The sequence below is a fragment of the Agarivorans sp. DSG3-1 genome (genome assembly GCF_046774965.1).
In the GTDB taxonomy this organism is placed as follows: Bacteria; Pseudomonadota; Gammaproteobacteria; order Enterobacterales; family Celerinatantimonadaceae; genus Agarivorans.
This window is the reverse complement of record NZ_CP177241.1, coordinates 1,952,109-1,977,371: the sequence shown is the minus strand read 5'-3', so window position 1 is coordinate 1,977,371 and position 25,263 is coordinate 1,952,109. Positions and strand designations below refer to the sequence as shown.

The window sequence follows — 25,263 nt, the reverse complement described above, 5'->3', positions numbered from 1 at the left end:
ACATAAAAACAGCTACAAATTGACAAATACGGCATAAAAAATGTAAAAAAGGTAAAGTGAAAGGCAAAAAAAAAGCACAGCTATTAGCTGTGCTTGTCGATTTTGCAGAAGGTTAAACTGCAGCTTGAACGATTACCTCATCAGCGACTTTGGTGTAGTCACTAATTTGATCAAAGTTTAAGTAGCGGTAAGTATCTGCTGCAGTTGCATCAATTTGTTTAGCGTATTCTAAGTACTCGGCTGGAGTAGGAAGCTTACCCAAAATAGCTGATACAGCGGCTAACTCTGCCGACGCAAGATACACATTGGCGCCAGTACCTAAGCGGTTCGGGAAGTTACGTGTAGACGTAGACACCACCGTTGAGTTGTCGGCTACGCGTGCTTGGTTACCCATACACAATGAACAACCCGGGATCTCGGTGCGAGCACCTACACGGCCATAGATTCCGTAATAGCCTTCTTCAGTTAACTGCTTTTGGTCCATACGTGTTGGCGGAGCAACCCACATGCGTGTAGGTAACGAGCCAGTATGTTTATCAAGTAGTTTACCCGCAGCTCGGAAATGACCAATGTTGGTCATACAAGAGCCAAGAAACACTTCATCAATTTTTTGGCCAGCCACTTCAGACAGCAAACGCGCGTCATCTGGGTCGTTTGGTGCACACAATACAGGCTCACCAATATCAGCTAAGTCAATCTCAATAATTTCAGCGTACTCTGCGTCTTTATCGGCTTCCATTAATTCTGGATTAGCTACCCATTCTTGCATTGCAGTAATACGGCGCTCAATGGTACGGCGGTCGCCATAACCTTCAGCAATCATCCACTTCAACATAACAATGTTAGAGTTTAAGTACTCAATGATTGGCTCTTTCGCAAGCTTGATGGTACAACCCGCGGCACTACGCTCAGCAGAAGCATCAGACAATTCAAAAGCTTGTTCAACTTTTAAGTTTTCTAAGCCTTCAATTTCTAGAATCCGACCAGAGAAAGCGTTTTTCTTGCCTTTCTTCTCAACCGTTAACAAACCGTTTTGAATCGCTGCGTAGGGTATAGCATGAACCAAATCACGCAATGTGATACCAGGCTTCATCTCACCTTTAAAACGCACCAAGATTGACTCAGGCATATCCAATGGCATAACACCGGTTGCAGCTGCAAATGCCACTAGGCCAGAACCCGCAGGGAATGAAATACCAATTGGGAAACGAGTATGAGAATCACCACCAGTACCCACGGTATCTGGCAACAACATACGGTTTAGCCAAGAGTGAATAACGCCATCACCAGGGCGTAATGAAACACCGCCACGATTCATTATGAAGTCAGGCAAGGTATGGTGAGTAGTCACATCTACAGGCTTAGGATAAGCCGCCGTGTGACAGAATGACTGCATGGTTAAGTCTGCAGAGAAACCTAAACACGCTAAATCTTTAAGTTCGTCACGGGTCATTGGTCCGGTTGTATCTTGCGAACCCACTGTTGTCATTTTAGGCTCACAGTATTGGCCAGGACGTATCCCTTCAACACTACATGCTTTACCTACCATTTTTTGCGCCAGCGTAAAGCCTTTGCTTGAAGCAGCAACATCTTGAGGACGTTTGAATACTTCTGATGGTGCTAAACCTAAAGAAACACGGGCACGGTCAGTTAAGCCACGGCCAATAATTAGAGGAATACGGCCACCGGCACGTACTTCGTCTAACAATACTTCAGTTTTAAGCTCGAAGGTTGATATAACTTCGTCGCTACCGGCTTTTTTCACTTCACCAGCAAATGGGTAAATATCGATAACATCGCCCATTGCAAGTTGTTCTACATCTAGCTCAATCGGCAACGCACCAGCATCTTCCATGGTGTTGAAGAAGATAGGGGCAATTTTACCACCTAGACAGAAACCACCACCGCGCTTGTTTGGTACATTAGGGATATCGTCACCCATCAACCAAAGCACTGAGTTAGTCGCAGATTTACGTGAAGAACCAGTACCAACAACATCACCTACATAAACTAGAGGGTGACCTTTTTCTTGTAGTGCTTCAATTTGCTTCATTGGCCCAATAGTGCCCGCTTGATCAGGTTCAATACCTTCTCGTGTGTTTTTAAGCATGGCTAAAGCATGTAATGGAATGTCTGGGCGTGACCAAGCATCAGGTGCTGGAGACAAGTCATCGGTATTGGTTTCACCGGTTACTTTAAATACAGTTAGTGTCGATTTCTCAGCTAACTCAGGACGGGTTAAGAACCATTCTGCGTCAGCCCAACTTTGCATCACTTGTTGTGCAAAGCTGTTGCCCGTTTTGGCTTTTTCTTCCACGTCGTGGAAAGAATCAAACATTAGCAGGGTATGCGATAAGGCTTTAACTGCTATCGGGGCTAATTCGGCGTTATCCAATAATAAGATAAGCGGCTCGATGTTGTAACCACCTTGCATGGTGCCTAACAACTCTGTTGCATAAGCAGCTGACACGATAGGTGAAGTCACCTCTCCAGTAGTAATAGCGGCAAGAAAACCAGCTTTTACATAGGCGGCTTCGTCTACACCAGGGGGAATTCGATTAGCTAATAAATCCAGAAGGAATGCGTCTTCACCTGCTGGCGGAGCTTTTAATAACTCTACTAATCCTGCAGTTTGTTCAGCATCTAGGGGTTTAGGTACAATACCTTCAACAGCACGCTCTTCGACGTGTTTGCGGTAGCTTTCTAGCACGGCTCGCTCCTTATTGTAATAATGCCCGTAGGGGATATCCATATATATGGGCCATTGGGTTAGCTGGCCTCATCGGGCTGAGATTATAGCCGTTTTAACTATAAATTAAAATATCGGCATTTTTAAAAAACCACCAAAAATCAAACAAAAACCTTTAATTACAATAAGATAAATGCATTATTATACTTTAGCCACAAAGCCTAAAGTTACAATTTATTCACATTTGTCACGTATTTAGAAGTCATTGCCAATAAACAAATATAACGTTTGCTCAGTTTGATTATGCCCATAAGCCAACACTATCGGCCCTAGCATGCTGGTATCTAGAGCCATAAATACGCTCCCAGCCCAAATGGCGCTGTCATATGAAATATCGCTGGAGTTGTTCCACACCCCACCATTTTCTAGTGAGCCGCCAACAAATACAGGCGCTTGAAAAGCCGGAGATTGATAATGATGAAGTTGGTAGAAATACATTAACCCGGTTAGCGCTTTGTAGCGGCCAGATAGCTGCTCATAGGTAAAGCCTGACAACCTTAGGAAACCACCAAGATCTTGAGCATCAGTAGGGATGATAAAATCACTGCCGGTGCTTCCGTATTCACCAAACCAATTAAAATTATGCTTATCCCAGCCAAAAGGCACCTTCCAGCGTGTTTCAAAACTAGGCGCTAGTACACTAGAAAACTCATCCACATCTTCATGATAAAGCGTGAAATTAACATCCAGCATTTTCCCCTGAGTTGGAAAGGCCCAGCTATTTAGGGTGTCGTAATCAAACTTAAAATAAGGCCCATACAGCCAATAATTCGCTTCTGCAGCGACACCATTAACTTCAATATTGCCATGTTTTGCGGCTAGACCTACCGCCCATTCTTGCCAAGGTTGATAATTCCACGCCAAGTGAGTGCGAAACTGCAGATCGGAGAAACTAGCCTCTAGATATTCAAAGTCTTCCGATATTCCATAAAGGCGGCGATTGCGTTTGTCGTATTCTGCTGAAATCGCCCAAGAGTACTTTAAGCTTTCGGTTATTGGTGAGTAGTATTCGGTATACAGTCGTTTAATCGAACCTATTTCGACTTCATTGCGCCATTCGGCACCCAAATCGTTCAAATTGGTCAAGGTAAAACCCAAACCGATATTGGCTTCAGTTCTATCGGAGAAGTTCTCTTGTAAGCCTATCTTCATGTCAAAATAGCCCGGCCCCCAGCTTTTCTCCTGAGTATCCACATGAATAACATTCTCGCCTTGCTCAGTGCTAATGCGATAATCTACCCGCTCAAATGTTCCTAAGGCATAAAGCTGGCTAATTTTTTCTTCTAACTCAGCCTTAGATAAAAGCTCACCTTGGTTGATTTTTAAACGCGCCAAAATAACCTCATCACTAAGGCTTGAGTCGTTATTTAGCTCGATACGGCTTACTACAAACTCTTCATGTAACTTGAGCTGCGCTTTACGCTCATTAACAATTTTACGATAGGCCAAATACTCTTGGTGTTGATCGATTACACCTATCCGTTTAGCTAGTTCGGCAATAGGCTCCCTGCCCGCTTCTTTACCTCGCTGTAACGCTAACGGCATAGCAGAGAAGTCGGCGGTATCTACTCCCGTCATATCAGGAGAAATTAATAAATCATCGGCGCTTAACAACGCTATTTGTCGTTCGGTGCCTGAGCGAGTCAAAAAGATAGATAGCTGATCCACTACATCAACCGCAGTATTAAGTTGGCCCTGCTTTTTAAGCCGTGAGCCAATATCCACTGCAATAATAATATCGGCCCCCATCTCTTTAAGTACATCCACCGGCATGTTGTTTACTACCCCTCCATCAGACAGCTGTTTACCGTCTAACTCCACTGGACGTAGTGCTCCCGGCACCGACATACTGGCTTGCATGGCGACTGCTAAATCACCTCGTTCAAGTATATAGGCTTTCATTTCGGCCATATCGGTGGCGACTGCTCGATAGGGAATTGCGAGCTCATCAAAACTTGCTAGTGCTTCTAGATTACTGGTGGCAAATCGGAGAATTTCGGCCATGGTTTGGCCTTGTACAGCGCCTTTGGGTATTTGAATACCTTTCTCATTTAGTCCCAAAGGTAGAGAGATCTGATAATCGTCTTGCTGTTTCTTGCTGCGTAGAGACAACTCGCTCCGTGTTACGTCGTCAACAAAGCCGCTTTCCCAATGAATAGAAAATGTTAATGCTTCTATTTCTTCAGCGGTATAGCCCATTGCCAACATTGCGCCGAAGTATGCGCCCATACTGGTACCTGCAACATAATCAACGGGAACATTGTATTCTTCTAAAAGCTGCATAACCCCAAGATGCGCAGCACCTTTAGCGCCACCACCACTTAACGCTAAACCTATTTTAGGGCGCGCCACTACGCTAAAAGCAGTAGATAAAAAAACTAACAATAATAGGCTATTGCGCAAACGCGACATCAAGAGTCATTCCTTTGAAAACAAACAATAAAGGCAGCCAAGGCTGCCTTTATAACTTTAGTTTTTAAAACTATCTGAGTCTATTTTTTCTTTTTCTTAGCTTTGGCATTTGGAAGGTCGGTAATGCTGCCTTCGAAAATTTCTGCCGCTAAACCTACAGACTCATGCAGGGTTGGGTGAGCATGAATAGTTAATGCAATATCTTCGGCATCACAACCCATCTCAATGGCTAGGCCAATTTCACCAAGCAATTCACCGCCATTGGTACCCACAACTGCGCCACCAATTACACGACCAGATTCTTTATCAAAAATCATCTTAGTCATGCCGTCTGGACAATCTGACGCAATAGCGCGACCAGAAGCAGCCCAAGGGAATACCGATGCTTCGTAGTTAATACCCTGTGCTTTAGCTTCTTTCTCGGTTAAGCCAACCCATGCCATCTCGGGCTCGGTGTAAGCAATAGAAGGAATAACTTTAGGGTCAAAGAAGTGCTTCTTGCCAGAGATAACTTCGGCAGCAACATGCCCTTCGTGCACACCTTTATGAGCCAACATAGGTTGACCAACAATGTCACCAATAGCATGAATGTGCGGTACGTTTGTACGAAGTTGCTTATCAACTTCAATGAAACCACGTTCGGTTACTTCGATGCCAGCTTTCTCAGCTTCTAAGCCCAAGCCATTTGGTACACGACCTACAGCTACCAGTACTGCGTCGTAACGTACTGGTTCATGGGGCGCTTGCTTACCTTCGTAAGTCACGTATAAACCATCAGTTTTAGATTCTACGGCTATCACTTTGGTTTCTAACATGATGTTGAACTTGTCTTTCACCTTCTTGGTGTAAGCACGTACAACGTCTTTATCTGCAGCAGGTACTAGCTGGTCGGCAAATTCAACTACATCAATCTCACTGCCTAGTGCGCCGTATACTGTACCCATTTCTAGGCCAATAATACCGCCGCCTAATACCAACAATTTGCCTGGAACTTCTTTTAGTTCTAGTGCATCTGTTGAATCCCAAACACGTGGATCATTGTGTGGGATAAATGGCAATTTAACTGGGCGAGAGCCCGCAGCAATAATCGCGTTATCGAAGTTGATAGTTGTGACGCCTTCGTCACCTTCAACTTGCAATGAGTTAGCGCCAGTAAACTTACCTAGGCCCTGAACTACTTTAACTTTACGCATTTTAGCCATACCGTCGAGACCGCCAGTCAATTGGCTGATGACTTTTTCTTTCCAGGTACGGATTTTATTAATGTCGGTTTGTGGCTCACCAAATACAATGCCGTGCTCGGCCAGTGATTTTGCTTCTTCAATCACTTTAGCTACGTGCAATAGTGCTTTTGATGGGATACAGCCCACATTCAAACATACTCCGCCGAGGGTGGCGTAGCGTTCTACAATTACTGTTTCCAAACCTAAATCGGCAGCACGGAAGGCAGCAGAATAACCTGCAGGGCCTGCACCCAGTACTACCACCTGGGTCTTGATTTCCTTACTCATTGATGACCTCTTGGTATTGTTATGTTGTAAAGCTGCTGTAGGGTAAATCTGTTAACCATGCAGCTAAACTGAGTTTACGGTTAATCGGTATAAAAAAGAAGAGCCGGGTGATAAACACCCAGCTCTTATTACTAAAGTACTAGTCGGCGAATATCACCTAACAAGCCACTTAAGGTGGAGATGAATCTTGCTCCATCTGCACCATCAATCACTCGATGGTCATAAGACAATGCCAGCGGTAGCATTAACTTCGGAACAAAGTCTTTACCATTCCACTTAGGTTTCATCTCACTGCGTGATACACCTAAAATGGCCACTTCAGGCGCATTTACAATAGGCGTAAACTGCGTCCCACCAATGCCACCAAGGCTAGAGATAGTGAAACAGCCACCTTGCATGTCTGAGGCTGTTAGTTTGCCTGCACGTGCTTTCTTCGAAATTTCTACCAGCTCTTCTGAAAGCTGGTAAACACCTTTCTTGTTCACATCACGCACTACCGGTACAACCAAGCCGTTTGGCGTGTCTACCGCAATACCAATATGAATGTATTTCTTCATGATAAGGCTATTGCCATCATCTGAAAGCGCCGAGTTAAACTTAGGCATAGCTTCTAGGGTTTTAGCAGCCGCTTTTAGCATAAATACGAGAGGCGTAATCTTGAAACCAAGTTGTTGCTTCTCAGCAATCACGTTCTGCTCTTTACGGAAGGCTTCCATTTCTGAAATGTCAGCTTCGTCAAATTGAGTAACATGTGGGATTTTCACCCAGTTACGGTGTAAAGCAGGGCCAGAGATTTTCTGAATACGTGATAACGGAACTTCTTCTACTTCACCGAATTTAGAGTAATCAATGCTCGGCCAAGCCGCTACAGCCATACCTGCGCCACCAGCAGAAGCCCCAGACTCAAGTACTTTAACTGCTTGTTTAACGTAAGCTTGTACGTCTTCTTTAACGATACGGCCCTTACGACCAGACGCTTTAACCTTGGCTAAATCAACCCCGAATTCACGCGCTAAACGACGAATAACCGGTGAAGCATGTACGTAGGCACTGTTTTCAACAAACTCACCCGCTTTAGCAGGAGCGCTTGCCGTTTTAGCTGGCGCAGGAGCCGCTGCAGGTTTAGCTGCTTCGGCTGGTGCCACCGCTGGTGCGCTAGCAACAGGCGCTGCAGATGTAACTTCAAACACCATAATCAACGAGCCAGTTTTTACTTTATCGCCAGTCGCAACCTTAAGCTCTTTAACCACACCAGCAAACGGTGCAGGTACTTCCATAGCGGCTTTGTCACCTTCTACCGAAATAAGCGTTTGTTCAAGCTCAACAGTGTCGCCAACCGATACCGTTACTTCGGTTACTTCAACTTCGTCGTCACCAATATCAGGGATTAGAACTTGCTGCTCTTGTTTAGCAGCTGGAGCCGCAGGTGCGGCCTCTGCAACAGGAGCTGAAGCAGGCGCGGAACCGGCTACTTCAAACTCCATAATAAGAGAACCGGTAGTCACTTTATCGCCTACCGTTACGCTAATCGCTTTTACCGTGCCAGCAAATGGTGCTGGTACTTCCATAGCAGCTTTATCGCCTTCTACAGAAATAAGCGTTTGCTCAGCGTCAATAACGTCACCCACACTCACTGCGATCTCAGTAATTTCTACTTCATCGTCGCCAATATCTGGAACGTGCACTAACTCTACCGAGCTAGCGGCAGGCACTGCTGATACAGCCGGCGCTTCTGCTGCTGGCGTTGCAGCTGCAGCACCTTCGGCTTCAAAAATCATAATCAGTGCGTTTGTAGCAACACTGTCACCCACCGCTACTTTAATTTCTTTCACAACACCCGTTTGAGATGCTGGTACTTCCATAGCGGCTTTGTCGCCTTCTACCGAAATAAGCGATTGCTCTAACTCTACGCTGTCGCCCACATTGACAAGAATTTCGGTAACTTCTACTTCATCATCGCCAATATCTGGTACAAAAATTTCAATACTCATATCACTCGCCCTTACGCGTAGAGAGGGTTAACTTTGTCAGTGTCGATGCCATATTTTTCAATCGCTTCTACCACTAACTTCTTATCAATAGTTCCAGCTTTAGCTAACTCAGCTAACGAAGCTACAACAATGTAATCGGCATTCACTTCGAAGTGACGACGTAGATTTTCACGGCTATCACTGCGACCAAATCCATCGGTACCTAGTACTTTGTAACTACCAGGAATGTAAGCACGTACTTGCTCGGCGTATTGCTTCATGTAATCGGTAGCGGCAATAGTCGGTAAGTCACTTAAAACTTCAGTAATAAACGGTACTTGCTCTTCCGCTTCTGGCTTAAGCATGTTCAAACGCTCAACAGCTTGGCCTTCGCGGGTCAGTTCGTTAAACGAGGTAACACTGAAGACTTCAGACGCTACGTCGTACTCTTCACTCAACACTTTAGCGGCCTTAAGTACTTGCTGCATGATAGTGCCAGAGCCCAATAACTGAACCTGAGCCTTGCTGCCTTTATTACTCTCAAACTTGTAGATACCTTTGCGGATACCGTCAGCTGCGCCTTCTGGCATAGCTGGTTGATGATAGTTTTCATTCATCAAGGTCAAGTAGTAGTAAACATTCTCTTGCTCACCGTACATACGGCGCAAACCATCTTGCAGAATTACAGCTACTTCAAAGGCAAAGCTTGGGTCGTAAGAAATACAGTTAGGAATGGTATTAGCCAAAATTAAGCTATGACCATCTTCGTGCTGCAAGCCTTCGCCATTTAGGGTGGTTCTACCGGCTGTAGCGCCCAATAAGAAACCGCGCGCTTGTTGGTCGCCCGCCATCCAACACATATCACCTACACGTTGGAAACCAAACATTGAGTAATAGATGTAGAACGGAATCATTGGTACATCGTTGGTGCTGTATGACGTAGCAGCAGCAACCCATGAGCTCATGGCACCTAATTCGTTAATCCCTTCTTGCAATACTTGACCGCTAGTATCTTCTTTATAGTAAGACACTTGCTCTCTGTCTTGCGGGGTATAAACCTGACCGCCAGGGTTGTAAATACCCACTTGGCGGAACAAGCCTTCCATACCAAAGGTACGTGCTTCATCGGCAATAATCGGCACGATGTTTTTACCAATGCCTTTGTTCTTAAGCATGACATTTAGTGCTCGAACATAAGCCATGGTGGTAGATATTTCGCGCTTTTGCTCACCTAATAAGGCATCAAACTCGCTCAACTCAGGGATCTCTAAGTCTTTAGTAAACTTAGGCAAACGAGTTGGCGTGTAACCTTTTAACTCTTTACGGCGAGCATGTAGGTAATCGTATTCTGCTGTACCTGGCTTAAGCTCAATGTAAGGCAGATTAGGTAAGTCTGCGTCACTTACATCTACACCTAAACGGTCACGGAATTGCTGAACATAGTTCATGTCCATTTTCTTCACGCCGTGAGCAATGTTTTTTCCTTGAGCTGCTTCGCCCATACCGTAACCTTTAACCGTTTTAGCTAAGATAACAGTAGGTACGCCGGCTGTTTTACGTGCTTTATCAAAGGCGGCGTAAAGTTTAACCGGATCGTGGCCACCACGACGCAGAGCAAAAATTTCGTCGTCACTCATATCTTTAACTAATTCAGCAGTTTCGCTGTATTTGCCAAAGAAGTGCTCACGCACATAAGCGCCATATTTTGCTTTAAAGGTTTGATAATCGCCGTCAATGGTTTCGTTCATCAACTGCAACAACTTACCAGAACTGTCTTTCGCTAGCAGGCTGTCCCACTCACTCCCCCAAACCACTTTAATCACATTCCAGCCAGCACCTTTAAATAGGCCTTCTAGCTCTTGAATGATTTTGCCGTTACCCATTACTGGGCCGTCTAAGCGCTGTAAGTTACAGTTAATAAGGAAACATAAGTTATCTAACTTTTCACGAGCGGCAAAAGAAATTGCACCACGTGATTCTGGTTCGTCCATCTCGCCATCACCCAAGAACGCGTACACACGTTGCTGAGTACAGTCTTTTAAGCCTCGACCAGTAAGGTACTTAAGAAAACGTGCTTGATAAATAGCAGAGATAGGACCAAGGCCCATAGACACGGTAGGAAACTGCCAGAACTCAGGCATTAACTTAGGGTGTGGGTAAGAGCTTAAACCGTTACCGCCTACTTCTTGCCGGAAGTTATCTAGTTGCTCAGTCGTTAAACGCCCTTCAACAAAGGCGCGTGCGTAAATACCCGGAGATATGTGCCCTTGGTAATAAACCAAATCACCGCCATCTTGCTCATTGCGCGCACGGAAGAAGTGGTTAAAACACACTTCATAAAATGCAGCAGAAGACTGATAAGACGCCATGTGACCGCCTAGGTCGAGGTCCTTTTTAGATGCGCGCAATACAATCATAATTGCATTCCAGCGAATAATAGAACGAATACGACGCTCTATCGCACTGTCGCCAGGGTATTCAGGCTCATCTGACACTGCGATAGTATTGATGTAATCGCTAGTGATAGACCCGCCAGGGCCAGCTAATCCATCAATCTTAGCGTTAGCAATGACCTGCTCTAACAAGAACTGTGCACGTTCAACGCCTTCCTCACGGATCACAGATTCAATGGCGTCGATCCACTCACTGGTTTCTAGCGAGTCAACATCATGCTTCAGTACCTCTGACATGGCTGTTTCCTTATCAGTTATTAATAGTTTTCCAAAACCTAATTTTTAAGGCTTGGGTTACACTTTCAATTGTTTTAAACGACGATTAGACCGCTCTACACGGCTATCTTCTCGCTCAATCAGCAATAGCGTTTCTTCAATAAACGCCAAATGTTTGTGTGAAGCTTCTCTCGCATCATCTGGCTTACCATCTAAGATGGCCTGCAGCATTAACGACCGATGGTGGCGAATTTTCTCGGCAACATCTGGGCGTGTATACAAGAGTTGAAAATTGTCCATAATGTTTTTTTCCAACAATGGACTTAAGCCTCTAATCAAATGAAACAACACCAAGTTATGTGACGCCTCGGTAATCGCTTCATAAAAATTTAAAACTGCTTTTGCTTCGTCTTGAGTATTTCCGTCTTGCTGCGCCAGCTCTATGCGCTCGTGACAAGCCTGAATTTTATCTAAATCCGCTTCGGTCCCTCTTAGGGCGGCATAATAGGCAGAAATCCCCTCAACAGCGTGACGAAACTCCAACAAGTCTAGTTGGCTTTCATCATGATTGGACAATAAATCAAACAAGGGATCTGTAAGCGCTTCGCGCAACTTTTGCTGTACATAAGTACCGCCACCTTGTCGCCTTACTACCAAGCCTTTCGCTTCTAATTTTTGAATCGCTTCACGCAATGATGGACGTGAAACATCGAACTGAATAGCCAACTCCCGTTCGGCAGGCAAACGCTCACCTGGCGGTAAACTCCCTTCTACAATCATTCGCTCTAATTGCTTAGCAATTACGTCGGCGAGTTTAGGTGGTTTAATTCGTTGGTAGCTCATCGATTCCTATCAATTTGAATATTGGTAATACCAATTTACACGCAGCAAATTAACAAATCAGAAACACCCTGTCCAGAAAAATTGACCCACATCAATTTAGCCAGCACCTAATGCCAGATATGTAAAGTCTATTGTCCTACAAATATAATTGGTCAGACCTTTTTTTGTGCACAAGATCAACCGAATGTAACAAAGGGGAAGGAGTTAACAATGAAATGTGAAAAATAGTCGAGTTTGCTACAACTCGACTGACAGGGCTAAATTAACCAACCAGCGATAGTTAGCATGGCGATAATCGCAATCGCAAACATAATTCCGCGCTTAGCTAAACTAACGAAACGGCAGGTAGTAGCCACGCACAACATCTCGTGTTCAGATTCGTCGCCAGAAAGCTCTGCAGCTACCGCCACCTTGGCCAACCAATAACCGTTGCTATGGGTAGTATCTTTTAAAGCTTGCAACCAAATGGGTAAAGCTGCTGAGGTATTGCCTACCGCCAAATAACATAAACTCGCTAAACGGCTTGGCAGCCAATCTATATAGTGCATGAAATTATTTACCGTAGGCGCAAGAGCTTGCACCTCGGTACTTTTATGTAAATACAAGCCGCGGCTGCAACCATAAAACACTGCACCAGCTGGCCCCGCTAATACATAGAAAAAGATCACCGCAAAATAGTAACGATAGTTAAGCCACATGAGTTGGGTGCCAGTAGAGAGAGCGATAGATTCCTTTTCATCAGTTTGATGCAGCGGGTGAATTTGGCTCAATAGCTGTTGGTTAAACTCATTACAGGCTTGTTCGTTACCACTAGCGGCTGCCCGAAGGTAGTCTCGATAACCTTGCTGCAATGGCGGGCAACCTAAGGTAAGCAGTGGAATAAAAATCCATAAAGCCAAACTGGGTAAACCAAACAGCCAACCAGTTAAGCTAACTTGCAAGTAAGCAAGCAGCAGCGTAGGCAGAACCACCGCCATAACAATCTGCCATGTTGCAGACAAGCTATCGAAACGTTGCAACCACCAATAAAATACATGCTGCCACCACCAACTGGCGCCAATTCGGCGAGCACGTTCTAAACTCAAGGCTAACAAAAGTGAAATTAAAGACATGTTGCTGAATTTACTCCATAAACGTCAGCTTGATAATAAATATTAAGTTAATTACTTAGCGATATCTAGCGACTTTATAATGCGTCTAGGTATCGGCTCCAATCAAATTCCGAACCGGGGTCGGTTTTCCTTCCTGGAGCAATATCGCTATGAGCCACAATGCGCTGCTTGGTAATGGCTGGGTAGTTACTTTGCAGTAACTTAGTGACCTCTATTAAGCATTGATACTGATCTGAAGTATAGCGGCTTGTATCGGTGCCTTCTAACTCAATGCCAATGGAGTAATCATTGCAGTTGTCTTGATTCTCGAAAGAAGATACACCAGCATGCCAAGCCCGTTTATCAAAGGGTACGTATTGAGTTACCCGTCCGGCTCTATCAATAAGTAGGTGGGCTGAAACTTCTAGACCTTCTAGATCATGAAAGCTTGGATCAACGGAGCAATCAAGGCAACCACTAAACAAGTCATCAATATACTGATTACCAAATTTCCCCTCGGGCAAACTTATACAATGAATAACCAACAAGCTCACTTCGCCCGTAGGCCGCAAATTATAGAATGCACTGGGTATTTGCCTAGCTGAAACCAGTTGATGTTGTGCGTTGATTCTCAAGCCTAAACCTCCGTATAAGCAATACCAAATGTAGCCACTCATAATAAAGACTAGATTAGCCCATGCAAGCGTGAAGCTTCTGCGTTAAAATACGTCAATATTTATGATGATAATTCACTTATCTACTTCACATCTACTAACCACCAGAGAAACGATGCATGAACGCTGAACAATTGCGTGCCAACGTAAGCGCCGCTTTAGTTGAAGATTTAGGAACACTCGACGCAAACTTAGACATTACCGCCGCCCTTATTCCAGAGCAACAAGTAAGCAAAGCAAAAATCATTAGCCGTGAATCCGCCACTTTTGCCGGAAAAGCATTTGCCGATGAAGTGTTTCGTCAGCTTGGTGATGAAGTAGACATTGAGTGGTTAGTGGCCGATGGCGATAAAGTAGTAGAAGACCAAGCACTTTGTTTTTTAACTGGCCCAGCAAGAATCTTGCTCACTGGTGAGCGCTCTGCACTTAACTTTATTCAAACCCTATCCGGCATTGCCACTCAAGTTGCCGAATACATGGACTTGCTAGAAGGCACCAATTGTAAGTTATTAGATACCCGTAAAACCATCCCTGGATTACGCCATGCCTCTAAATACGCAGTAACTTGTGGTGCAGGAACCAATCATCGTTTTGGCTTGCACGACGCATTCTTAATTAAAGAAAACCACATCATGGCCTGTGGTGGCATTAAACAAGCTATCGAAAAAGCCCGCCTTTTATCTCCAGGTAAAAAGGTAGAAGTGGAAGTAGAGAATCTCAATGAGCTTGAGCAAGCATTAGATGCCAATTGTGATGTGGTAATGCTAGATAATTTCTCTGTGGCATTAATGAAACAAGCGGTGCAATTAAACCAAGGCCGAGCAAAATTAGAGGCCTCAGGAAACATGACCCTAACAACGATTCGTCAGTATGCCGAAACCGGCGTAGACTTCATTTCTGTGGGTGCTTTAACTAAACATGTCAAGGCCTTAGACCTAAGTATGCGATTTGTCGCCTAATAAATGTTAATGCGAACATCCTTGTGTACACCTAAATGTACACAAGGGATTTAATAAGTGTTGCTAAGATCACGATATCATTGCCTTTTTTCAATAAAAGCTATACTTTTTTAAGTCGTATGCTTTAATGTGAAACTCATTTATAGCATCGTGGTATCAGGGACGTAGAAACAACTCAATTGTTTCACCACAACTCTGAACAAAAACAACGGTAAATGAATAACTTCAAAAAACTTGTGTAAAGGAAAGACGCAATGAAAACCATCCAAAACCTTCAAACCAAAGTTGCTAACAAGCAATCAGGTTTTACTCTTATTGAATTAATGATCGTAGTAGCGATTGTAGCTATTTTGGCTGCAGTGGCATTACCGGCGTACCAAACTTATACTGACCGTGCTAAATTCTCTGAGGTTATTGCTGCTGCAGGCCCAGCAAAAACAGCCTATGAAGTATGTTGGCAGAGCGATCCTGGTGCAAGTGGTGCGCAAACAACTTGTTCAACAGCATCAGATAACGCTGGAGCGAAATCATCTGGCGGCCCAGAAGTAAAATCAGTTGATGTTGCTGCTGGTGTAATTACAGCTTCAGCGCAAAACATCCAAGATTCGAGTAATGTTGATGTAACATATACCCTAACGGCTTCTGCATCTACGACAACGGGTCAAGTTATTTGGACTCGCGGTGGTACATGTCGCACTGAAGGGCTTTGTTAATAGCTAATGTCAGTCGAAATTAAACTTAACGGCCTAGCTTCTAGCTTGGCCGTTTCTTTTCCAGAAAAAGAAACTCAACTTGTGGAGTTGTTCAAACGCTGCATTCAAGAACAGCGCGCCTTTACAACAGTCCTTGTAGAAAACGAACTAATTTCGAGTAAAGATCTTGCCGATTTCTGTGAAGCGCAGTTTGGCATTCCCTTACTCGATCTCGATGCCATTGAACTAACCGAAATACCGCAAGACTACCTTAACGAAAAGCTCATTTTTAAACACCACGTACTGCCTGTTTATAGCCAAAACCAAACTCTTTATGTAGCAATGGCGGATCCAAGTAACGTTGTTGCTTTGGAAGATTTTGGTTTTAGCTTTGGACTACATGTCGAAGCACTTTTGGTTGAAGAAACTAAGCTCCTCAAAGCCATTCAGTCTTTAGTTGACGATACATCTAATCTTGACCTCGGCGATATCTCAGATGAAGATATTAGTGGCCTAGAGGTGAGCGATGAAAACTCTCGGCTTGATGAAAAGCAAGATAATAAAGAAGATGATGCACCGATTGTTGTCTACATCAACAAGATATTGATGGATTCAATTCGCCGTGGTGCTTCAGATTTACACTTTGAACCTTACGAGCATAAATACCGGATCCGTTTTCGCATTGACGGTATCTTGCATGAAATAGCCAGCCCGCCGATTAATTTAGCCAACCGCTTCTCAGCTCGCTTGAAAGTAATGGCCAGAATGGATATCGCCGAGCGCCGATTGCCGCAAGATGGACGAATTAAGCTGAAAACTGGGCGAAACAAAGCCATTGATATGCGGGTTAACTCGCTGCCCACCATGTGGGGAGAAAAAATTGTAATTCGTATATTAGATTCCTCAGCAGCCAATCTAAATATCGATATCCTCGGTTATGATGACAAGCAAAAGAAACTATACCTAGACGCTTTAGCTCGGCCACAAGGTATGATCTTGGTAACCGGCCCTACCGGTTCTGGTAAAACAGTATCTTTGTACACTGGCTTGAACATTCTAAACACTACCGAAACAAATATTTCTACAGCGGAAGACCCTGTGGAAATCAACTTGCCAGGTGTAAATCAAGTATTGATTAACAATAAAGCGGGAATGACCTTTGCCAGCGCTTTACGTGCATTTTTACGTCAAGATCCCGATATTGTCATGGTGGGGGAGATTCGAGATTTAGAAACTGCTGAAATTTCGATTAAGGCAGCACAAACTGGTCACTTAGTTTTATCTACTTTACATACCAATTCAGCGGCAGAGACTTTAACTCGGCTGTTAAACATGGGTGTCCCCGCCTTTAACATTGCTTCTTCCGTTAGTTTAATAATTGCCCAGCGACTAGCCCGTAAATTATGTGAACATTGTAAAAAACCGAAAATGGTTGAAGCCATATTGCTACCCAAAATGGGCTTCACTCAAACACAAATCGACTCTGGTATTAAGCTATTTGAGCCCGTTGGCTGTGACAAATGCACGGGCGGATACAAGGGACGAGTAGGTATTTATGAGGTCATGCCTATGAGTACTGAAATTTCCAAGTTGATTATGTTAGAAGGTAATTCAATTCAAATCGCAGAGCAAGCGGCCATTGAGGGCATGTATTCACTACGTATGTCTGCCTTAGAAAAAGCCCGCTTAGGCGTAACTAGTCTTTCTGAGGTAGAGCGGGTCACAAATGTGTAAACCCACCCACTACGTAGCGTAATTATCTGATAAATTAAATAATTAGCTTCATACCAAATTAAGTATCAACAATTAGCAAGGATGTTATGGCTACCGCAACCAGCACAAAACGAAAAGTCGCCGTCAAAAAAATCAACGCTTATAATTGGAGTGGGGTAAACCGTAAAGGCGATAAGGTTAGCGGAGAATACCAAGCTGAAACCATTAGTCAGGTTAAGGCAGAACTACGTAGACAAGGCATTACCGTAACAAAAATTAAAAAGAAAACAGAAAGTTTTCTTTCTAAGCTCGGTAATAAAATTAATGCCATGGACATTGCCGTTATGTCGCGGCAAATAGCAACCATGCTGCAAGCAGGTGTACCTTTAGTACAAAGCTTTAATATTATTTCAAAAAGTGTCGAAAAGCCGGCGATGAGGGAGCTTATTTCCGAAATAGCGGCGGAGGTTGAGTCAGGTACCGCGCTATCAGAAACCTTGCGTAAACACCCGCTCTACTTCGATGCCTTATATTGTGACTTAATTGAAGCTGGCGAACAAAGTGGTGCTTTAGAGACGATTTATGACCGCGTAGCAATTTATAAAGAAAAAGCAGAAGCGCTTAAATCAAAAATTAAAAAAGCCATGTTTTACCCCGTCTCAGTTATTATCGTTGCAATTATCGTTACTACTATCCTTTTACTGTTTGTAATTCCACAATTCGAAGAAATTTTTGCAGGTTTTGGAGCAGAGCTTCCAGCATTTACCCAGTTTGTTATTGCTATATCTCGTTTTGTACAGGACTATTGGCCAGTCATTTTTGGTTCCTTGTTTGCTTTAGCTTATGGCTATGTACAGTCCTTTAGGCGATCCCAAGCAGTTAAAGACGCCACTGACCGGTTCGTTCTTAAAATTCCGGTCATTAACCCTATTTTACATAAAGCAGCTATGGCCCGTTTTGCTCGTACCTTATCAACGACCTTTGCTGCAGGTATCCCATTAATTGATGCGCTTCGCTCGGCTTCAGGGGCTTCAGGCAACGTTGTATACCGCAATGCCATTGACGCAATTAGAATTGAGGTTACAGGTGGTATGCAAATGAATATCGCCATGCGAACCGTTAATATATTTCCAGACATGGTGACGCAAATGGTGATGATTGGCGAAGAGTCTGGCTCCTTAGATAGCATGCTAGAAAAAGTAGCCAATATTTACGAGCAACAAGTAGATGACGCTGTTGATGGCCTCACAAGCCTGATCGAACCACTTATTATGGCTGTGCTTGGCGTATTGGTTGGTGGTATGGTAATCGCCATGTATCTACCAATCTTTAAATTAGGCTCAGTTGTCAGCTAAGCATGCAAACCTTTATTGAACTCTACCCAGCCACTGCGCTGGGTTTCTGCTTATTAATAGCCTTATGCATTGGCTCTTTTTTAAATGTGGTGATTCACCGCTTACCTATAATGTTGCAGCGAGAGTGGACAACAGAATGTCGCTCTTTTTTGGCTGATGAGCTAAAAGATAACTCTGAATCAGAAGCTGACACTTACAACTTAATGGTGCCCCGTTCAGCCTGTCCAAGCTGTAATAGCCTAATCACTGCTTGGCAAAATATCCCTGTAGTCAGTTGGTTAATTCTTCGAGGAAAGTGTGCGACTTGTAAAGCACCAATCAGTGCTCGTTACCCTCTAGTAGAGCTAGCTTCAGGCTTATTAACTCTGGCGTGTTGGTGGCAATTTGGACTTAGTTTACCCTTTGTTTTTGCTAGTCTGTTTTGCATCATTTTACTCTGCCTCACCATGATTGATTTAGATACCATGTATTTGCCCGATCAAATCACTCTACCGACCTTATGGTTAGGTTTGCTCATCAACTTGGATACGGGCTTTGTTAGTTTGAACGACGCAGTGCTTGGTGCGGCTATCGGTTATGGCTTTTTATGGAGTTTATTTTGGGTATTTAAACTACTCACAGGTAAAGAAGGTATGGGTTACGGTGATTTCAAACTGCTAGCGATGATAGGCGCTTGGTTTGGCTGGCAAGCTCTGCCCCTAACCATCCTGTTATCTTCATTTGCCGGAGCAGCGATCGGTATTGGGCTAATTGTGTTTCGCAAACACCAACAAAGCAAACCTATTCCATTTGGCCCTTATCTCGCTTTAGGGGCGCTTTGCTATTTATTCTTTGGTGACACTATTCATACTTGGTACTTTTCTTACCTTGGAATTGCCTAATGATTATTGGCTTAACGGGAGGCATTGCCAGTGGTAAGAGTCAGGTTTCCCGTTGGTTTGAAGAACTTGGAATAACGGTTGTAGACGCAGATATCGTTGCTAGAGAAGTGGTGAATATAGGCCAGCCAGCTCTTGCCCAAATCGCAAAGTATTTTGGGCAAACTATTTTGCTTGAAAATGGTCAGCTAAATCGCGCTAAATTACGCCAAGAAATTTTTGCTAATGAAGAGAAAAAAAACTGGCTTAATCAACTGGTGCACCCACTCATTCGCGAAGCAATGCTCACCCAGCTAAATCAGGCTCAAGGGCCTTACAAAATCTTAGTAGCCCCGCTGCTTTTGGAAAACCAACTTAACAAGCTAGTAGACCGCGTGCTCGTTGTAGATGCATCAACAAATGTGCAAATAGAACGCACCATGGCTCGAGACAGTGTAAGTGCTAAGCAAGCGCAACAAATTATCGATGCCCAAATGAAACGGGAAGCAAAACTCGCCGCTGCCGATGACATCATTGAAAACAATGCCGATCTTCCGACCTTACAGCTAAAAGTTAAAGCATTACACCAGTTTTACCTCGATCTCAGTAAAAGCAATGACAGTTAATCCTCCAATGGTTACACTAGCGTGGATAAGCCACCCAAAGCTGTAAAACTGAGTTCTCATGGCCGCATTGATTTTTGAACACCCTTTAAACGAAAAAGTAAGAAACTACTTACGCTTAGAGCAATTGTTTGAGCAACTAATGCTGTCCAAAGCACTGCAGCACCCACTGCAACAACAGCAGTTTTTTCGAGTGCTGTTTGAAGTGGCTGAAGTATTAGAACGCTGTGAATGGCGCGCAGACTTACTTAAAGATTTAGCTAAACAGGCTGAAAAGCTCGACCAATGGGCATCAATGCCAAATGTTGATACCAGTAAAATTGAAGAGCTCTTGTTACAAGTTAAAACCTTTATCGCCGCCATAGCTAAGCATACTCGTGTATCTGACCACCTTAAAAATGATCGGCTACTTGCGAGTATTCGCCAGCGACTATGTTTGCCAGGCGGAAACAGTAGCTTCGACTTGCCCTATTTGCATTTGTGGTTAAATCAGCCACAGGAGTTAATCAATTCTCAAGTCCAACTCTGGTTAAGACCATTTCAATTAGTGGCTGAAGCTATCAAACACTTGTTAAATCTACTCAGAGAACAGCACAGTGATGTCGATGTAATTGCTCATAAGGGCTTTTATCAAGGGGTTGCAGCCGAATGTGGTCTGTTGCGTATTGAAGTAGATACTGAGATTCAATGTTATCCAACCGTTAGCGGGCATAAACACCGCTTTGCGATTAAATTTATTAGTGCGGTTAACGCTGAAGTAGCCGATATTCCCTGCCGCCTTTATTGTTGTAAGATTGCTTAATGAAAAAACCGAATCCTCCGCAAGTAGAATGCCCAACCTGTGATACCACCGTGATTTGGCAAGCCAGCAGTGAATATAGACCTTTTTGCAGTGAACGCTGTAAGCTTATTGATTTAGGTGAATGGGCCAATGAAGAGAAATTTATCGCCGGACAGGACCTACAAGAAGACGAAGATAAACCCGATAGCTGGGAATTTTAATCCGCACTAAAGCTAGGTTTAAGAATTTCTTCTAGAATGACCTCATTGGCTTCTGGAAAATTTAAGTCAACCAGTTCATTTCTGTTTACCCAGCGAATTTCTTGTTGTTCAGCGCCTTGTGGCTCACCTGAGAAGCGAGTTAGCGTATAAACATGTAAGCATACCTTTTTATCGCCATAGTCGTGCTCAACGCGAATAAGAGGCTTACAGCTATCTTTATCTACAACGATTAACAGTTCTTCCTCCAGTTCTCTAGACAACGCATCTACAACAAGCTCTCCTTCTTCAATTTTGCCACCTGGAAACTCCCACTTTCCACCTTGATGTTGCGCTTGGTTACGTAAGCTAAGCAAGATTCGCCCACCATCAACAATCACGCCCACAGCTACATTTACCATTTTCATTATCGTTCCTTACTCATAAAAAAAGAGAGCCTGAGCTCTCTTTTCAATAGACTTTGTAACCTTAAGAAAGCTTACCGTGACATTGTTTGTATTTCTTACCGGATCCACATGGGCAAGGGTCATTACGACCCACTTTTTGTCCGTCACGAACCACCGTATGGCCGGGTTCAGCTGATTCCTCAGCTTGGCCTTGCGATTGTTGCTGGCGTAATTTCATTGCTCGCTCTTCAGCTTCACGACGCTTCGCTTCCATCGCTTCAACTTCTTCAGGAGCTTGAACTTGAACACGACTCAAGATACTTACCACATCCAATTTCAGCGCTTCAAGCATTTGCATGAATAACTCGTAAGACTCACGCTTATACTCTTGCTTAGGATTCTTCTGAGCATAACCACGTAAGTGAATACCTTGGCGAAGATGATCCATTGCAGCTAAGTGCTCTTTCCATAACTGGTCAAGCGTTTGCAACATTACAGATTTTTCAAATTGCTTAATAGGATCGGCACCTACTGTGTCAATTTTAACCTGGTAATCAGCTATAGCGGCTTCTAAGATTTTTTCACGGAGTTTTTCTTCGTGCAATTTATCGTCTTCATCAAGCCATTTTTGAATCGATAAATCTAAACCAAAGTCACTTTTTAAGCGCTGCTCAAGTTCGCTAACTTGCCACATTTCTTCAAGCGATTGCTGGGGGATATATTCATCAATGACACTTGAATACACATCCTCTCGAATGGCTTCAATGGTTTCGGTGATGCTATCACTGTCCATCAAGTCATTACGCTGTTCGTAAACGACCTTACGCTGGTCATTGGCCACGTCATCAAACTCAAGTAGAGATTTACGTACATCAAAGTTACGCCCTTCTACTTTACGCTGAGCATTCTCAATAGCGCGAGTCACCCATGGGTGCTCAATCGCTTCACCTTGCTCCATGCCTAGTTTTTTCATCATACCGGTTACCCGATCTGAGGCAAAAATACGCATTAAGCTGTCTTCCATTGATAGGTAGAAACGTGTAGAACCTGGGTCACCTTGTCGACCAGAACGACCGCGTAGCTGATTATCAATACGGCGAGATTCATGGCGCTCAGTGCCAATAATATGTAATCCGCCGGCAGCTAGTACTGCATCATGGCGTAATTGCCATTGTTGTTTCACTTCAGCGACTTTCTGTTCAGTCGCGTCTTCACCTAAGGCGCTGATCTCAACCTGTAAGTTACCACCCAACACGATATCGGTACCACGTCCGGCCATGTTGGTAGCAATAGTCACAGCACCTGCAGTACCGGCTTCAGCAACAATGTCAGCTTCTTTCTCATGGAATTTAGCGTTTAGTACATTGTGCTTAACTTTTTCTTTCTTAAGAATACTAGAAAGTAGCTCTGAGTTTTCAATAGAAACCGTACCCACAAGAACGGGACGCTCAGCTTTTACACATTCGCGAATATCGTCAATAATTGCTTGGTATTTTTCCTCCGCAGTCAGATAAACCAAATCCCCTTGGTCATCACGAACCATCGGTTTGTTGGTGGGCACTACAACAGTGTCTAAGCCATAAATTGATTGAAATTCAAATGCTTCGGTATCAGCAGTACCCGTCATACCAGACAACTTCTCGTATAAACGGAAGTAGTTTTGGAAGGTAATTGACGCCAGCGTTTGGTTTTCGTTTTGAATAGCTACGCCTTCTTTAGCTTCTACAGCTTGGTGTAAACCTTCAGACCAGCGGCGACCAGGCATTGTACGGCCAGTGTGCTCATCTACAATCACGATTTCGTTAGTATCGCTAACGATGTAGTCAACGTTACGCTCAAACAAAGTGTGAGCACGCAAACCAGCATTAACATGGTGAAGCATACTAATATTAGCGGCGTTATATAAAGAATCGCCTTGCTCCAACATGCCACGTTCTTGCAGTGTTTCTTCTACAAATATCTGACCATTTTCGGTTAGGTGAACCTGCTTGTTTTTCTCATCAAGCGTATAGTGACCGTCGCCAATAAGCTCTTCGGTATCTTCCTCTGCCTGGCGAACCAATAATGGGATGATGTCATTAATCTTTTTATAGGATTCTGAGCTATCTTCAGCTGGACCAGAAATAATTAATGGTGTACGTGCTTCATCGATTAAGATTGAATCCACTTCATCGATGACTGCGTAATTGAGTGGACGTTGAACGCGCTGCTCTGGCGCAAAAGCCATGTTATCACGCAGGTAGTCAAAACCAAATTCGTTGTTAGTTCCGTAGGTAATATCAGCAGCGTACGCCGCTTTTTTCGCTTCATGGTCCATACCAGAAACGTTAACGGCAACACTTAGGCCTAAGTATTCAAACAACGGGCGATTCCAATCAGCATCACGCTGAGCAAGATAATCGTTCACCGTAATAACATGCACACCTTTGCCGGTTACGCCGTTTAAATAAGCGGGTAAGGTTGCGGTTAAGGTTTTACCTTCACCGGTGCGCATTTCAGCAATCTTGTTGTCGTTAAGTACCATGCCACCAATTAATTGCACATCAAAATGGCGCATTTCAAATACACGCTTAGATGCTTCACGCACAACTGCGAAAGCTTCTGGCAAAATGGCCTCTAGAGTCTCGCCCTTTTCTAAGCGCTCTCTAAATTCGCCCGCCTTAGCTTGTATTTCTTCAGCAGACAGTTTCTCGTACTCGGGCTCTAAAGCGCTAATAGTGATAGCGACTTTACGCATCTTTTTGATGGTACGATCATTTCGAGTACCAACGATTTTTGTTACTAATTTACTAATCATGAAACACTACTTTTGCTAAGACGAAATCCAATTTTCTAGGCACTGGCTTTGCGGTAAATAAACTTACTGGGATTTAGCGGACGACCGTTTTTCAGCACTTCAAAGTGCACGTGAGACCCAGTTGAGCGGCCGGTACTGCCCATCAACGCAATCTCATCCCCTTTACTTACAACATCACCCTCTTTTACTAATACAGCTTTAGCATGCGCGTAACGCGTTACCATTCCGTTACCATGCTCAATTTCAACTAGGTTACCATAACCAAAGCGGCTTCCCGCCCAAACAACGACTCCAGCACCTACCGAGCGTATTTTGGTTCCTTCTTTACCCGCGATATCTACACCTTTATGGCGAGCCTTACGCTTAGTAAAAGGATCTACTCGAGTACCAAATGGCGAAGAAATCCAAATACCCGGTCCCTTTGCAGGCCAACCAGATATATAACTACTATTAACTAGATGGTGACTTTGTTGCCAAGATTCAAGCAGGCTCAGTGATTTTTTCTTTGCGCCCACTTGAGCTTCTAGCTGGCCGAGGTCAAAAATGAGAGTATCACTGCGATGGACTGTACTATCTACATCTAACATTGGGCCGCCCATAGGCGGCGTATTGGTGAAATCAAACTCTGCAGCGAACTCTGTGTCTTCAATGAGCCGAGCACCCAAGGCATTTAGCCGCGTCATTTCCACCTGCATTTGGCCAACTTTTGCTGCCAACTGGCTATAACGATGCCGCAACTGTTGCTCGTATTGCTCGAGCTTCGGTTCTGCCTGCAAGCGGTCTAGCTGTCCCAGTAATATTGTTTGCTGTTTGGCGAGGTTTTGATATTGCTGTACGCCCCATAAGCTAATACTACAGAGCAAAGCGACTAACAAGAATGCGAACCACGCTAATCGCAAGGGATTAAAACGAACGGTTCTGGTCTCACCTTTATGGGCGTATACTAAACTTAATTTCATATAT

The 25,263-nt window shown here is 44.0% G+C and carries 19 protein-coding genes; 8 read left to right on the top strand and 11 right to left on the bottom strand.

Features of this window, described 5'->3' with window-relative positions:
- Positions 1–112 precede the first annotated feature (112 nt).
- From acnB to ampD, 8 genes are all read right to left on the bottom strand, one after another.
- Positions 113–2,710, bottom strand: a complete 2,598-nt coding sequence (gene acnB / locus ACLD71_RS09345) for a bifunctional aconitate hydratase 2/2-methylisocitrate dehydratase (RefSeq protein WP_411994363.1) — start codon at positions 2,708–2,710, stop codon at positions 113–115.
- Between the two features lie 234 nt (positions 2,711–2,944).
- Positions 2,945–5,161, bottom strand: a complete 2,217-nt coding sequence (locus ACLD71_RS09340) for a patatin-like phospholipase family protein (RefSeq protein ID WP_411994361.1) — start codon at positions 5,159–5,161, stop codon at positions 2,945–2,947.
- Positions 5,162–5,241: 80 nt separating this feature from the next.
- Positions 5,242–6,672, bottom strand: a complete 1,431-nt coding sequence (lpdA, locus tag ACLD71_RS09335) for a dihydrolipoyl dehydrogenase (RefSeq protein WP_137673704.1) — start codon at positions 6,670–6,672, stop codon at positions 5,242–5,244.
- A 131-nt stretch (positions 6,673–6,803) separates the two neighbouring features.
- Positions 6,804–8,663 (bottom strand): pyruvate dehydrogenase complex dihydrolipoyllysine-residue acetyltransferase, encoded by a 1,860-nt coding sequence (gene aceF / locus ACLD71_RS09330; protein WP_411994359.1) that lies wholly within the window; start codon positions 8,661–8,663, stop codon positions 6,804–6,806.
- Positions 8,664–8,674: 11 nt separating this feature from the next.
- Complete coding sequence (aceE, locus tag ACLD71_RS09325; protein ID WP_411994357.1) at positions 8,675–11,332, bottom strand: pyruvate dehydrogenase (acetyl-transferring), homodimeric type; 2,658 nt, start codon at positions 11,330–11,332, stop codon at positions 8,675–8,677.
- Positions 11,333–11,389: 57 nt separating this feature from the next.
- Complete coding sequence (gene pdhR, locus ACLD71_RS09320; RefSeq protein ID WP_137673701.1) at positions 11,390–12,154, bottom strand: pyruvate dehydrogenase complex transcriptional repressor PdhR; 765 nt, start codon at positions 12,152–12,154, stop codon at positions 11,390–11,392.
- A 257-nt stretch (positions 12,155–12,411) separates the two neighbouring features.
- Positions 12,412–13,266, bottom strand: a complete 855-nt coding sequence (gene ampE, locus ACLD71_RS09315) for a beta-lactamase regulator AmpE (protein ID WP_411994355.1) — start codon at positions 13,264–13,266, stop codon at positions 12,412–12,414.
- Positions 13,267–13,340: 74 nt separating this feature from the next.
- Positions 13,341–13,922: a 1,6-anhydro-N-acetylmuramyl-L-alanine amidase AmpD gene (gene ampD / locus ACLD71_RS09310; RefSeq protein WP_411994353.1), complete on the bottom strand. Its 582-nt coding sequence runs from the start codon at positions 13,920–13,922 to the stop codon at positions 13,341–13,343.
- 116 nt (positions 13,923–14,038) lie between these two features.
- Between ampD and nadC the strand changes: the two genes are divergently transcribed.
- The 8 genes from nadC to yacG all read left to right on the top strand — a co-directional run bounded on the left by nadC (position 14,039) and on the right by yacG (position 21,120).
- A complete protein-coding gene (gene nadC, locus ACLD71_RS09305; protein ID WP_411994351.1) occupies positions 14,039–14,878 on the top strand; it encodes a carboxylating nicotinate-nucleotide diphosphorylase in 840 nt (279 codons plus the stop codon).
- Between the two features lie 254 nt (positions 14,879–15,132).
- Positions 15,133–15,591 carry a pilin gene (locus ACLD71_RS09300; RefSeq protein WP_411994349.1) on the top strand — a complete coding sequence of 153 codons (459 nt, stop codon included), beginning with the start codon at positions 15,133–15,135 and terminating at the stop codon, positions 15,589–15,591.
- 6 nt (positions 15,592–15,597) lie between these two features.
- Positions 15,598–17,304: a type IV-A pilus assembly ATPase PilB gene (gene pilB, locus ACLD71_RS09295; RefSeq protein WP_411994347.1), complete on the top strand. Its 1,707-nt coding sequence runs from the start codon at positions 15,598–15,600 to the stop codon at positions 17,302–17,304.
- Positions 17,305–17,390: 86 nt separating this feature from the next.
- On the top strand, positions 17,391–18,638 hold the full coding sequence (locus ACLD71_RS09290; RefSeq protein ID WP_411994345.1) for a type II secretion system F family protein: 1,248 nt from the start codon (positions 17,391–17,393) through the stop codon (positions 18,636–18,638).
- A gap of 2 nt (positions 18,639–18,640) precedes the next feature.
- Positions 18,641–19,519 (top strand): prepilin peptidase, encoded by an 879-nt coding sequence (locus ACLD71_RS09285; protein ID WP_411994343.1) that lies wholly within the window; start codon positions 18,641–18,643, stop codon positions 19,517–19,519.
- Positions 19,519–20,121: a dephospho-CoA kinase gene (gene coaE / locus ACLD71_RS09280; RefSeq protein WP_411994341.1), complete on the top strand. Its 603-nt coding sequence runs from the start codon at positions 19,519–19,521 to the stop codon at positions 20,119–20,121. Before ACLD71_RS09285 ends, coaE begins: the two co-directional genes overlap by 1 nt.
- Before the next feature lie 58 nt (positions 20,122–20,179).
- Complete coding sequence (zapD, locus tag ACLD71_RS09275; protein ID WP_411994339.1) at positions 20,180–20,920, top strand: cell division protein ZapD; 741 nt, start codon at positions 20,180–20,182, stop codon at positions 20,918–20,920.
- Positions 20,920–21,120 (top strand): DNA gyrase inhibitor YacG, encoded by a 201-nt coding sequence (yacG, locus tag ACLD71_RS09270; RefSeq protein ID WP_411994337.1) that lies wholly within the window; start codon positions 20,920–20,922, stop codon positions 21,118–21,120. The genes zapD and yacG overlap by 1 nt, the downstream gene beginning before the upstream one ends.
- Here the strand turns inward: yacG and mutT are convergent.
- The 3 genes from mutT to ACLD71_RS09255 form a co-directional block, all read right to left on the bottom strand.
- Entirely contained in the window at positions 21,117–21,524 is a 408-nt protein-coding gene (mutT, locus tag ACLD71_RS09265) for an 8-oxo-dGTP diphosphatase MutT (RefSeq protein WP_411994335.1), read from the bottom strand. The two genes, yacG and mutT, sit on opposite strands and share 4 nt — an antisense overlap.
- A 61-nt stretch (positions 21,525–21,585) precedes the next feature.
- Positions 21,586–24,300, bottom strand: coding sequence for a preprotein translocase subunit SecA (gene secA / locus ACLD71_RS09260; RefSeq protein WP_411994333.1), 2,715 nt, complete (start codon positions 24,298–24,300; stop codon positions 21,586–21,588).
- Positions 24,301–24,335: 35 nt separating this feature from the next.
- Positions 24,336–25,259, bottom strand: a complete 924-nt coding sequence (locus ACLD71_RS09255; RefSeq protein ID WP_411994332.1) for a M23 family metallopeptidase — start codon at positions 25,257–25,259, stop codon at positions 24,336–24,338.
- Between the last annotated feature and the right edge of the window lie 4 nt (positions 25,260–25,263).

Excerpts from the sequence above, each read along its gene's own strand:
- nadC (WP_411994351.1), top strand. The coding sequence starts at position 14,039 with ATGAACGCTGAACAATTGCGTGCCAACGTAAGCGCCGCTTTAGTTGAA.
- zapD (WP_411994339.1), top strand. The coding sequence starts at position 20,180 with ATGGCCGCATTGATTTTTGAACACCCTTTAAACGAAAAAGTAAGAAAC.
- yacG (WP_411994337.1), top strand. The coding sequence starts at position 20,920 with ATGAAAAAACCGAATCCTCCGCAAGTAGAATGCCCAACCTGTGATACC.
- ampD (WP_411994353.1), bottom strand. The coding sequence starts at position 13,922 with ATGAGTGGCTACATTTGGTATTGCTTATACGGAGGTTTAGGCTTGAGA.
- coaE (WP_411994341.1), top strand. The coding sequence starts at position 19,519 with ATGATTATTGGCTTAACGGGAGGCATTGCCAGTGGTAAGAGTCAGGTT.
- mutT (WP_411994335.1), bottom strand. The coding sequence starts at position 21,524 with ATGAAAATGGTAAATGTAGCTGTGGGCGTGATTGTTGATGGTGGGCGA.
- ampE (WP_411994355.1), bottom strand. The coding sequence starts at position 13,266 with ATGTCTTTAATTTCACTTTTGTTAGCCTTGAGTTTAGAACGTGCTCGC.
- ACLD71_RS09290 (WP_411994345.1), top strand. The coding sequence starts at position 17,391 with ATGGCTACCGCAACCAGCACAAAACGAAAAGTCGCCGTCAAAAAAATC.
- ACLD71_RS09255 (WP_411994332.1), bottom strand. The coding sequence starts at position 25,259 with ATGAAATTAAGTTTAGTATACGCCCATAAAGGTGAGACCAGAACCGTT.
- aceF (WP_411994359.1), bottom strand. The coding sequence starts at position 8,663 with ATGAGTATTGAAATTTTTGTACCAGATATTGGCGATGATGAAGTAGAA.
- secA (WP_411994333.1), bottom strand. The coding sequence starts at position 24,300 with ATGATTAGTAAATTAGTAACAAAAATCGTTGGTACTCGAAATGATCGT.
- aceE (WP_411994357.1), bottom strand. The coding sequence starts at position 11,332 with ATGTCAGAGGTACTGAAGCATGATGTTGACTCGCTAGAAACCAGTGAG.
- pilB (WP_411994347.1), top strand. The coding sequence starts at position 15,598 with ATGTCAGTCGAAATTAAACTTAACGGCCTAGCTTCTAGCTTGGCCGTT.
- pdhR (WP_137673701.1), bottom strand. The coding sequence starts at position 12,154 with ATGAGCTACCAACGAATTAAACCACCTAAACTCGCCGACGTAATTGCT.
- ACLD71_RS09285 (WP_411994343.1), top strand. The coding sequence starts at position 18,641 with ATGCAAACCTTTATTGAACTCTACCCAGCCACTGCGCTGGGTTTCTGC.
- ACLD71_RS09340 (WP_411994361.1), bottom strand. The coding sequence starts at position 5,161 with ATGTCGCGTTTGCGCAATAGCCTATTATTGTTAGTTTTTTTATCTACT.
- lpdA (WP_137673704.1), bottom strand. The coding sequence starts at position 6,672 with ATGAGTAAGGAAATCAAGACCCAGGTGGTAGTACTGGGTGCAGGCCCT.
- ACLD71_RS09300 (WP_411994349.1), top strand. The coding sequence starts at position 15,133 with ATGAAAACCATCCAAAACCTTCAAACCAAAGTTGCTAACAAGCAATCA.